Source organism: Rhizobium ecuadorense (genome assembly GCF_001187535.1).
Lineage (GTDB): Bacteria > Pseudomonadota > Alphaproteobacteria > Rhizobiales > Rhizobiaceae > Rhizobium > Rhizobium ecuadorense.
Window position 1 is genome coordinate 1 of record NZ_LFIO01000476.1, and the last position, 252, is coordinate 252.

The 252-nt window shown below is 57.5% G+C and carries 1 protein-coding gene; it reads left to right on the forward strand.

Features of this window, described 5'->3' with window-relative positions; translation table 11 throughout:
• Positions 1-252 (forward strand): FAD-dependent oxidoreductase (locus AF337_RS11480; protein ID WP_152970988.1); only part of this gene is annotated, 252 nt, incomplete at both ends.

Sequence of the window (252 nt, forward strand, 5' to 3'; positions counted from 1 at the left end):
CCACCAGACAGGGCACAACAGCGGCGTCATCCACGCGGGAATCTACTATGCGCCAGGCAGCTTGAAAGCGCGCCTTTGCAGGGAGGGGGCCGATGCAATCAAGGCGTTCTGCAGGGAGAAGGGTGTACCCTATGAACAATGCGGAAAACTGGTGGTTGCCACCAACGAGCTCGAACACCGCCGACTGAAGGACCTGGCCGAACGGGCAAAGATCAACAACATCGATATCGAATGGCTCGATCGGAATACGCT